This window comes from Methylobacterium organophilum (genome assembly GCF_022179465.1).
In the GTDB taxonomy this organism is placed as follows: domain Bacteria; phylum Pseudomonadota; class Alphaproteobacteria; order Rhizobiales; family Beijerinckiaceae; genus Methylobacterium; species Methylobacterium organophilum.
In genome coordinates, this window is the sequence record NZ_BPQV01000005.1 from 99801 (window position 1) to 108509 (window position 8709).

Below are 8709 nucleotides of genomic sequence, written 5' to 3' on the forward strand. Positions count from 1 at the left end.
CTCAAAGACGGCATTTCTTAACATGAGTGAAGATACAGCCGAGTCCGCAAGACTCATCACCCTCGCGGCGGACATCGTCTCTGCCTATGTCAGCAACAACCATGTCCAGAGCGCAGATCTGGCGAAGCTGCTTAGCGACGTGCACGGCGCGATCCTCGGCGTCACCGCTCATGCCGCCAACGGGCAGGATTCGGGTCCGCCCAAGGCGACACCTCAGGAGATCAAGAAGTCGATCTCGCACGATTACCTGATCAGCTTCGAGGACGGGAAACCCTACAAGACCCTGCGCCGGCACCTCACCCTGCGCGGCCTGTCGCCGGAACAGTATCGGGCGAAGTGGGGCCTCGGCCCGGACTATCCGATGACTTCGGCGAGCTATTCCGAGCAGCGCTCCGAACTCGCCCGCGCCCTCGGCCTCGGCCAGCAGCGCCGCCGGCCCGCGGCCAGCGAGCCGCCGCCCGTGGAAGCTGCCCCCCCGGCGGAGGAGCCGGCGGCCAAGAAGCCCCGGGCGCCCCGCCGCAGGAAGGAAGCCTGAGACGGGCCGCGCCCCTTCGCCCCGCGAACCGGCTCAGCCGGGCCGGCGGGACGGCGTGAGCCGCACCCCCGGCGCGGGGCGCTCCAGCAGCACCTCGCGGCGAAAGCGGACGAGGCGGGCCGGGCGGCCGGCCGTCCCGCTCGTGACGGCCTCCGTCTCCTCCACCAGACCCTGCTGGGCGACCAGCCGGCGGAAATTCTGCTTGTGCAGCCGCGTGCCCGAGAGCGCCTCGACCGTCCTTTGCAGCTGGAGCAGGGTGAAGGCGGGGGGCATCAGCTCGAACACCACCGGGCGATACTTGATCTTGCCGCGCAGGCGCCCGATCGCGGTCGCGAGGACGCGGCGATGGTCGAGGGCCATGGGCACGCCGGTGACGGCGGCATCGGCGGGGACGGCAGCGCCGCTCTGGCCCTCCGCCTCCGGGATCAGGCCGGCCTCGAACAGAAGCTCGTAGCGTTCGAGCACCCGTTCCTCGTTCCAGGTGCCGCCGAAATTCAGGCCGACCCGGTCCTCGCGCAGGCGGCGCAGCTTCGGGTCGGCGGCCTCCTGGACCCAGGCCATCAGCCGCGGCTCGATCGCGTCGAGGGCCGCCGGGCGCCCCTCGCGAAAATCCTCCCAGGGCAGATAGGCGTACCAGTTGCGCCAGGCCGCCTCCGCGAGGCCGGCCGGGCGCGCCTCGCGGACGAGGGCGAGATAGGCCACCGAGAGCAGGTGCACGCCCTCCGGACCGCCCGCTTTCCGGTCGCGGTCGCCGAAGGTGTAGAGCTGCTCGACATAGCCGAGGCGCTGGTGGGTCTGCTGCTCCACCCAGGCCCGCAGGCCGCGCTCCAGGGTCGTGTGCTCGGGCACCAGGGGGCCCGCCGGCAGGCCGGTCTCGCGGCCCCGCGCCTGCCCCGCCACCTGCACCGTGAGGGCGCGCGGCTCTCCGCCCGTAGCGGCCACGATCACCGCCACCAGGCCCACGGAGGAGGCACTGACGGGCAGCGGCGCGGTCTGAGAGCGGGAGTCGGCCCGGAGCGGGTCGGCCGTGGTCATCGTCGTCCAGAACATCCTGCGGCGGTCCCGGGACGGGACCCTCGCCGCTCCTCTACAACGATTCCGAACGGCCCGCAGGGGTCCGGAAAGGTCGGGAAGGGCGCCATCCTCCCAACACCGCCGCAGCCCTTGCCGTTCGCCGGCGCTTGAAAAGCCGGCAGGATGGCCACACAGCGTCCCGAACACGCGCGCAGCAGGGAGGAACCGCATGCACGATCGGAGCGTCGCGCCCGGAGGCACGGCATGGTGAGCGTGGGACAGAGCCGTGCGGGCACCGTCCCGGTCGACCTGCGCCTCTACGGCCTCCTCGACACCGGCGTGCTCGGCGGGGACGCGGCGACCCTCGCGGCCCTTGCCGCGGAGGCGGTGGCCGGGGGCTGCACCCTGCTCCAGTACCGCGAGAAGGAGATCGCCGATGCCCGGGCCGCCCTCGCCCGCATCCGGGCGATCCGCAACGCGGTGGGGGGCCGGGTGCCCGTTCTCGTCAACGACCGGGTCGATCTCGCCCTGGCGGCGGGCGCCGAGGGCGTGCATCTCGGCCAGAGCGATCTCCACCCGGACGAGGCCCGCCGGCTGCTCGGGCCGGGGGCGATCATCGGCCTCACCGTCAAGACCGGCCACCAGGCCGACGAGCTCTACCGCCTGCCGGTCGACTATGCCTGCATCGGCGGGGTCTTCGCCACCACGAGCAAGGACAATCCCGATCCGCCGGTCGGCCTCGACGGGCTGCAGCGGATCGTGTTCCGCGGCCGGCTGGCCCGCGGCGGCGGCTTCCCCCTCGGCGCCATTGCCGGGATCGGACGCGAGAACGCGGCCTCCGTGATCGCGGCCGGGGCGGACGGGGTCGCGGTGATCACGGCCTTGTTCAGCGGCGGCGACACCCGCGGCAAGGCGCGCGACTTGCGCGGGCGCATCGACGCGGCGTTGAATGCACGCGGGGATGGAAAAGGGGAGGGGACGCCATGACGGCGCGCACGGCCATCGCGGTGACCATCGCCGGCTCGGATTCGAGCGGCGGCGCCGGCATCCAGGCGGATCTCAAGACCTTCGCCGCCCTGCGCGTCTACGGCGCCAGCGTGATCACCGCGCTGACGGCGCAGAACACCACCGGCGTCCAGGCCATCCACGACGTGCCCGCCGACTTCGTGAGCGCGCAGATCGAATCCGTCTTCTCCGATCTCGCGGTCGGCGCGGTGAAGATCGGCATGCTCTCGAGCCCGGGCACCATCCGCGCCGTCGCCGAGGGCCTGCGCCGCCACGCCGGCGGGATCCCGATCGTGCTCGACCCGGTCATGGTCGCCACCAGCGGCGACCGCCTGATCTCCGAGGAGGCGGTCGCGACCCTGCGGGAGACGCTGATGCCCCTTGCCGTCGTCGTGACGCCGAACCTGCCCGAGGCGGCCACGCTGCTGGGCGAGCCCACCGCCGCCACCGAGAACGAGGCCGTGGCCCAGGCCCGCCGCCTGCGCGCCGCCGGCGCCAAGGGCGTGCTCATCAAGGGCGGGCATGCGGAGGGCACCGAGAGCGTCGACCACCTGCTGACCGAGGACGGCCCCCTGCGCCGCTTCGCGGCCCCGCGGGTCGCCACCCGCAACAGCCACGGCACCGGCTGCACCCTCTCGGCGGCGGTGGCCGCGGGCCTCGCCCGCGGGCTCGACCTCAACGCCGCCGTCGCCCAGGCCAAGGCCTACATCACCGCCGCCATCGCCGCGGCGGATTCCCAGCCCGTGGGCAAGGGACACGGGCCGGTGCACCATTTCCACGCACTCTGGGGTTGAACCGCCCGGGACCGTGCCCGGCGACCCGAATGTTCGCCCTGCGTTCCGCCTGTGCGGGTTGCGCTTCCGACGCGTTTGCGTTTGAATTAGCAAACGTCCGTTCGGATAACGGAACGACGAGTCACGGGTCAGCGCGGTCATGCAGGACATCACGACGAGCCTCGAGCGGGTGCGGCAGAAGGATCTCGTGAGCGGCGCGCAGGTGCTCTCCGGCCAGCTCGGCAAGACCATCCAGCGCCTGCGCAAGGCCTACAATCTCTCCCTGTCGGAGCTCGCCGAGCAATCGGGCGTGGCGAAGTCGATCATCAGCCAGATCGAGCGCAACGAGACCAACCCGACGCTCGCCACCATCTGGCGCCTGAGCCAGGCTCTGGACGTCTCGATCGAGCGGGTCCTCGCCACCTCGGACGAGGAGCACTTCATCGAGAAGTCCTCCCGGGCCGACACGCCGAGCCTGCTCTCCGAGGACGGCAAGGTGCGGCTCGCCATCATCGGCTGGATCAAGACGGTCGAGTGGCTGCAATGGTACGACGTCACGGCCGAGCCCGGCGGCGTGCTCGATTCCGACCCGCACCAGCGGGGCTCGGTGGAATCGCTCTCCGTCATGGAAGGGCAGTTCGAGGTGGACGTGGCCGGCGAGGTGCAGCGCGCCGCCGCCGGCGAGACCCTGCGCTACCGCTGCGACCGCCCGCACACCGTGCGCTGCCTCGGCGACAAGCCGGGCCGGGCGACCATGGTGGTGATCATGAAAGCCGCGGTGATGGAGTGAGGCGCTCCGCCCGCGCCTGGTCGAGCCGGGCGCAGCGATAGGCGTCGGGCAGGGACAGCGCCCAGACGAAGAACCCCGCCGCGTGACGCCCGACGAAGCTCGCTTCCGGGCTCGCGAATTTCGCGCAGAGCCAGCCCCCGACGAGGGTGAACAGGGCAAAGCCCAGGCCCCGGGCGGCGCGGCCCGCCCAGACATGGCCCATCCCGGGCAGGAGCGCGGCGACGAGCAGGACCCTGCGCGGGTCAGGCGGCGAGACGGGCATCGGGCGGCTCCGAGAGGACGAGGGCGAGGTCGCGCGCCGCCTCCAGCCCGAGGCGCAGGGTCTCGGGCGGGATCCGCTCCAGAGGGAAGCGGCTGCCGCGCAGGAGCAGATAGGCCCCGCGGGTCCCCTCGCTCGCCTGGAGCACGAGGCGCAGGCCCTTCGGCGTCAGCAGCACCTCCTTCACCCGCGGATCGGCCAGGATCGTGTCCAGGGCCGGCGCGGCCCGGGCGAGCAGCGCCTCGGCACCCCGCGTACCGCGCACCAGGGTGTCAGCGGGCCAGCCCGGCGGCGCGGGAAAGCGGGTCGGGAGGTCGTCGGGGGCGTAGAACTCGGCGCCCGCCGGCCGGCGCAGGACGTCGAGGGTCATGCCTGCCGGCAGCGGCGCCCGCAGGGTCACCGAGAGCCAGAGCTGGGGCAGGCGGCGGAAGACCAGCGCCTCCGGGATCAGCCGCAGGCGCGCCTCGAAGGCCCCGAAGCGGCCTTCGAGGGTGGCGAAGCCGGCCCGGTCGCGACCGAGGCGCGCGGCGCGCAGGAGGCGCGTCCCGTCCGACAGCAGCCCCGCCCGCCAGGCGGCCGCCGCCCGGTTCTGCGACCAGCAGAACCCGGCGGCGGCGAGGGCGATCAGGCCGGCGAGGGCGGCGAGCATGGCGCCTCAATAGCCCCGGGGCTTGGGCCAGGGCATCGTGAACTGGTCGCCCCGGCGGACATACTTGTAGCGGTGCAGCACGAACCAGGCGGAGGCGGTGATGTAGAAGGCCATCATCGCGACGAGCTGCGTGCCGTAGCCGAGGAAGACCGCGAGATAGGTCACCACGCAGAGCAGGAGCAGCAGGATCGCCGGCAGCGGGTGCAGCGGGTGCACGTAGCCGCGCTGGATCGAGCCCAGCGGCCATTTCCGGCGGAACAGCATGATCGAGAGCGCCATCAGCGTGTAGCCGAGCAGGCCCGACAGGATCGAGAAGGTGATGGTCTGGTCGAGCGGCGTCGAGACGGCGAACAGGATCGCGATCGGCACGAAGAACACGATCGCGCGGTAGGGCGTGCGGTAGGTCGGGTGCACGGCGCCGAACCAGACCGGCATGTAGCGGTCTCGGCCCATGGCGAACCAGGCGCGGGAGGCGTCGTTGATGCAGCCATTGGCCGAGGCCACCGTGGCGAAGAGCGTGCCGAGGAAGAGGAAGGCCTCCAGCCAGCGGCTGCCGGTGAGCCGGGCCGCGTCGTAGAGCGGCGTCACCGCCTGGCCGAGATATTCCCAGGGCATCAGGCCGGTCGAGACGTACCAGGTCAGGGTCGCCGCGATCAGCAGGGTCATCATGCCGGTCATGGTGCCGAGCGGCAGGGCTCGGGCGGGGGAGCGCACTTCCTCCGCGGCCTGGGTCGTGCCCTCGATGCCGAGATAGAACCACAGGCCGAAATGCATGGCCGCGAGGATGCCGAGCGAGCCGTAGGGCAGATCGACGAGCAGCCCCTTGTGCTGGAGCACGGCGCCGGGCGCCCAGGGCTGGGACGCCACGAACAGCACCACGATCGCGGCGAAGGCCGCCGCGGTGATGACGAGGTTCAGCGTCAGGGTGGCGAGCACGCCGCGATAGTTGAGGAAGGCCAGCGCCACCACGGTGAGCACCATGAAGGCGCGCTTGTCGATCGCGCCCTCCAGGCCGAGGCTCTGGGCGAAGGCCTCGATCAGGTCGCCGGCCACGATCGCGTTGGAGACCTCGAGCATGGTGTAGGCCATGACGAGGTAGAGGCCGACATTGAAGGCCGCGAGCGGCCCGATGATGTGCTTGGCCTGGGCGTATTGCCCGCCCGCGGCGGCGACCGTCGAGGTGATCTCGGAATCGATCATCGCGACGCAGGTATAGAGGATGCCGGCGAGCCAGCAGGCGGCGAGGGCGGCCACGGGCCCGCCTTTGCCGACCGCGAAGTTCCAGCCCATGAACTCGCCGACGAGCACGATGCCGACGCCGAGCGCCCAGACATGGCCCGGCCCGAGCACCCGGAGCAGGGCGATCCGCGTGTCCGCCCCGGCGGCGGGCGCCGCGGCGGGGGCGCCCGCGAGGGGCACCGGCGCGGCGGGGGAGGGGGACAGGGAAGACGTGGGCAGGGATTGCGTCACGGGCATCACGACCTCGCTGCGGTTTCGCCGACCTCGGAATCCACGATCTCGCCCTCCTCCGAGGAGAGCAGGTAGGTCTCGTCATACGTTCGGTTGGTGCGCAGGAGATCGAACCCCATCCAGAGGGCGAGGACGGTCGCGAGCGCCCAGGCGCCCCAGTTCATGATGGCCACCATGACAGGCTTCCCCGGCTTGAGGACGAAGGGGGATGGATCGTGACGCGGACGCGCGGGCGCCGCCGCGTCAGGGGCGCGGGCGCCCCTCGCCGTCGAAATGCTCGGCGATCACCTCGCGGTACTCCCGGTCGGAGTAGCGGAACATGAAGACGAAGTAGCCGACGATGATGATCGCGGTGAGCGCCACGGCGCCCCAGTTGAAGGCGTAGTCGAAGCGCGTGCCGACGATGGCGGCGGCCTTCTCGGGGGCGAAGCCGAGCTTCTCCCACTGCGCCGCCATGGTCGGGTTCTGGCCCAGGCTCTCCCAGGTCGCGTTGGGATATTCGGTGGTGGTGGTGCCCCCGCCCGCGAGCTTCAGGAGCAGGGGCAGGTAGAGGGTGATGAAGACCAGCACCAGCATCAGCACGGCGTCGAAGATCTGGCCGGCGACCGACTGCACCGGCGGCTCGTAGGGTTTGCGGGATCCCGTCTGCAAGGCCATGGCTCAGGCTCCCCGGTTGCGGCGCAGGGCCCGCAGGCGATCGAGATAGTAGAGGTCCATGCCGTAGATCGCGGCCCGGTCCTCGCTGTAGTGGCGGATCATCGCCACGATCGCGGCGGTATTGAGCAGGACGACGCAGATCCCGAGCACGACCATCAGCGCGGTGACGTGCGAATCCGCGAAGGCCTGCCGCATGGTCCAGAAGGTGAAGGCGTAGACCAGCCAGACGATGACGACGGCGAGGAGGGCCGCCGCGCGGTCGCGGCCGAACATGGCAGAGACCCGGGGATCCTGCATGGCATCTCTCCTCCCAAGGAGACCATTCTTCACGGGAATTTCCCGTTCTTGGAAGGAAATATCCTGCCACGCCGAACGTGCGTCAAGCAGGAAACGTCGCTGCGGCGCAGCAATGTTGCAGAATTTTTCTTCTTCCCGAAGAAATCATGCCGATCCAGGGACGGGACCGGCGCCCTCAACCACGTCCTTTCGAGAAGACCCCGCCTGGAGGCGGCGCGCGGTCTTGGGACATCTTTCGCGGCGGGAGGCCTCGCTCTCCCGCGCATCGTGCCGGAAGCGGATCGCGGCGAGCCGCCGCGACCGGATTCAATGCTTCATCAGGCCTTCCACGCTCTCGTCGAGCGGGACTTGGCCGGCGAAGCGGGCGATGCGGCTGAGGCTCGGCTCCGAGAGGCCGCCCGCATTGGCGAAGGTCGCCAGGGCGAAGCTCACCAGCAATTCCGCCTCCTCCTGGGTCATGGCGCGCCCGCTGAGGGTGCTGGCCGCCCCCTTCACGGCCAGGACGGCCTGACGAAAGGCGGGATCCGACTTGAGCTCGGCCAGACGCTGCATGGTTTCCTCCGGTGGTCCTTCTGCGCCTCGCGCGGCGCCCGAAGGGGGGTGCTTCCCTCGGCCCCGGTGGAGCGGCGGGAGCGTCACGCGAGACGGTGATCCTGTGCTGGCGATGCCATGGCGGGGCGGGGCGAGTCGAGGCAGGCGCGCTTGCCCCGGGCGACAATCGGCCCGCATCGTCCGGGACCGCCCGCTCAGCGGCCGGAGGCGACGGAGGAACCAACCTCCCCGTGGCCCCGCGCGGCGGCCTGCCGGTTGACCCGGCCGAAGCGGAGCACCGCCTCCTCCAGATAATCGAGGGCGCGGACGAGATGGCGCCGCGCCACCGCGACCGCCTCCTCGTCGTCCATGGGCGTCTCGGCGAGCTTCACCGCGGCGATCAGCACCCGGTCGCGCTCGTCCTCGATCCGGCGGTCCCGCTCGACATGGCCGCGGATCTCGGCGTCGAAGGCCTCGATGACCTTCCAGGGCAGGGCCTCCTTCGATCCGCCGTCGAAGGCTTCGGCGTGGCGGCGGCCGCGGGCGGCGGCCTCCTTGAGCAGGGTTTCGAGGGACACGGTCGAGCGGCCTCCGGAGCGGGCAGGGCGGTACGGGGCAACCCCGCAGGCGGCGATCCGTGCCGTGGAAATCCGCGCCTGTCACCGGAGACGGGCGCCGCCGACGCCGGGCGAGGGCCGCGCGTCTGCGTGCATACAGAAAAGGCCGGCT

At 71.4% G+C, this 8709-nt stretch carries 13 protein-coding genes; 4 read left to right on the plus strand and 9 right to left on the minus strand.

The annotated features are described in order from the left end of the window. Positions 1–22 precede the first annotated feature (22 nt). Positions 23–535 carry a Ros/MucR family transcriptional regulator gene (locus MFF21_RS10115; protein ID WP_238311027.1) on the plus strand — a complete coding sequence of 171 codons (513 nt, stop codon included), beginning with the start codon at positions 23–25 and terminating at the stop codon, positions 533–535. Between the two features lie 33 nt (positions 536–568). Here MFF21_RS10115 and MFF21_RS10120 read toward each other — a convergent pair whose 3' ends face one another. Beyond that, positions 569–1570, minus strand: a complete 1002-nt coding sequence (locus MFF21_RS10120; protein ID WP_238311242.1) for an NUDIX hydrolase — start codon at positions 1568–1570, stop codon at positions 569–571. A gap of 243 nt (positions 1571–1813) precedes the next feature. Here MFF21_RS10120 and thiE point away from each other — a divergent pair, with 243 nt between their 5' ends. The 3 genes from thiE to MFF21_RS10135 all read left to right on the plus strand — a co-directional run bounded on the left by thiE (position 1814) and on the right by MFF21_RS10135 (position 4117). Further along, complete coding sequence (gene thiE / locus MFF21_RS10125) at positions 1814–2536, plus strand: thiamine phosphate synthase (RefSeq protein ID WP_238311028.1); 723 nt, start codon at positions 1814–1816, stop codon at positions 2534–2536. After that, on the plus strand, positions 2533–3348 hold the full coding sequence (gene thiD, locus MFF21_RS10130; protein WP_238311029.1) for a bifunctional hydroxymethylpyrimidine kinase/phosphomethylpyrimidine kinase: 816 nt from the start codon (positions 2533–2535) through the stop codon (positions 3346–3348). Before thiE ends, thiD begins: the two co-directional genes overlap by 4 nt. 139 nt (positions 3349–3487) lie before the next feature. Further along, complete coding sequence (locus MFF21_RS10135; RefSeq protein ID WP_238311030.1) at positions 3488–4117, plus strand: helix-turn-helix domain-containing protein; 630 nt, start codon at positions 3488–3490, stop codon at positions 4115–4117. Here the strand turns inward: MFF21_RS10135 and MFF21_RS10140 are convergent. The 8 genes from MFF21_RS10140 to MFF21_RS10175 all read right to left on the minus strand — a co-directional run bounded on the left by MFF21_RS10140 (position 4092) and on the right by MFF21_RS10175 (position 8558). Beyond that, entirely contained in the window at positions 4092–4379 is a 288-nt protein-coding gene (locus MFF21_RS10140; protein WP_238311031.1) for a hypothetical protein, read from the minus strand. The genes MFF21_RS10135 and MFF21_RS10140 overlap by 26 nt on opposite strands. Beyond that, on the minus strand, positions 4360–5025 hold the full coding sequence (locus MFF21_RS10145) for a hypothetical protein (protein ID WP_238311032.1): 666 nt from the start codon (positions 5023–5025) through the stop codon (positions 4360–4362). The genes MFF21_RS10140 and MFF21_RS10145 overlap by 20 nt, the downstream gene beginning before the upstream one ends. Before the next feature lie 6 nt (positions 5026–5031). Continuing rightward, positions 5032–6501, minus strand: a complete 1470-nt coding sequence (locus MFF21_RS10150; RefSeq protein WP_238311033.1) for an APC family permease — start codon at positions 6499–6501, stop codon at positions 5032–5034. Further along, a complete protein-coding gene (locus MFF21_RS10155; protein WP_238311034.1) occupies positions 6501–6671 on the minus strand; it encodes a hypothetical protein in 171 nt (56 codons plus the stop codon). Before MFF21_RS10155 ends, MFF21_RS10150 begins: the two co-directional genes overlap by 1 nt. 67 nt (positions 6672–6738) lie before the next feature. After that, on the minus strand, positions 6739–7152 hold the full coding sequence (locus tag MFF21_RS10160; protein WP_238311035.1) for a hypothetical protein: 414 nt from the start codon (positions 7150–7152) through the stop codon (positions 6739–6741). A 3-nt stretch (positions 7153–7155) separates the two neighbouring features. After that, entirely contained in the window at positions 7156–7449 is a 294-nt protein-coding gene (locus tag MFF21_RS10165) for a hypothetical protein (protein ID WP_238311036.1), read from the minus strand. A 306-nt stretch (positions 7450–7755) separates the two neighbouring features. Further along, a complete protein-coding gene (locus MFF21_RS10170; protein ID WP_238311037.1) occupies positions 7756–8001 on the minus strand; it encodes a hypothetical protein in 246 nt (81 codons plus the stop codon). Positions 8002–8195: 194 nt separating this feature from the next. Next, positions 8196–8558 carry a hypothetical protein gene (locus MFF21_RS10175; RefSeq protein WP_238311038.1) on the minus strand — a complete coding sequence of 121 codons (363 nt, stop codon included), beginning with the start codon at positions 8556–8558 and terminating at the stop codon, positions 8196–8198. Positions 8559–8709 lie beyond the last annotated feature (151 nt).

Coding starts and splice junctions, on each gene's coding strand:
- MFF21_RS10135 (WP_238311030.1), top strand. CDS start 3,488: ATGCAGGACATCACGACGAGCCTCGAGCGGGTGCGGCAGAAGGATCTC.
- MFF21_RS10120 (WP_238311242.1), bottom strand. CDS start 1,570: ATGACCACGGCCGACCCGCTCCGGGCCGACTCCCGCTCTCAGACCGCG.
- MFF21_RS10170 (WP_238311037.1), bottom strand. CDS start 8,001: ATGCAGCGTCTGGCCGAGCTCAAGTCGGATCCCGCCTTTCGTCAGGCC.
- MFF21_RS10155 (WP_238311034.1), bottom strand. CDS start 6,671: ATGGTGGCCATCATGAACTGGGGCGCCTGGGCGCTCGCGACCGTCCTC.
- MFF21_RS10160 (WP_238311035.1), bottom strand. CDS start 7,152: ATGGCCTTGCAGACGGGATCCCGCAAACCCTACGAGCCGCCGGTGCAG.
- MFF21_RS10115 (WP_238311027.1), top strand. CDS start 23: ATGAGTGAAGATACAGCCGAGTCCGCAAGACTCATCACCCTCGCGGCG.
- thiD (WP_238311029.1), top strand. CDS start 2,533: ATGACGGCGCGCACGGCCATCGCGGTGACCATCGCCGGCTCGGATTCG.
- MFF21_RS10165 (WP_238311036.1), bottom strand. CDS start 7,449: ATGCAGGATCCCCGGGTCTCTGCCATGTTCGGCCGCGACCGCGCGGCG.
- MFF21_RS10145 (WP_238311032.1), bottom strand. CDS start 5,025: ATGCTCGCCGCCCTCGCCGGCCTGATCGCCCTCGCCGCCGCCGGGTTC.
- MFF21_RS10140 (WP_238311031.1), bottom strand. CDS start 4,379: ATGCCCGTCTCGCCGCCTGACCCGCGCAGGGTCCTGCTCGTCGCCGCG.
- thiE (WP_238311028.1), top strand. CDS start 1,814: ATGGTGAGCGTGGGACAGAGCCGTGCGGGCACCGTCCCGGTCGACCTG.
- MFF21_RS10150 (WP_238311033.1), bottom strand. CDS start 6,501: ATGCCCGTGACGCAATCCCTGCCCACGTCTTCCCTGTCCCCCTCCCCC.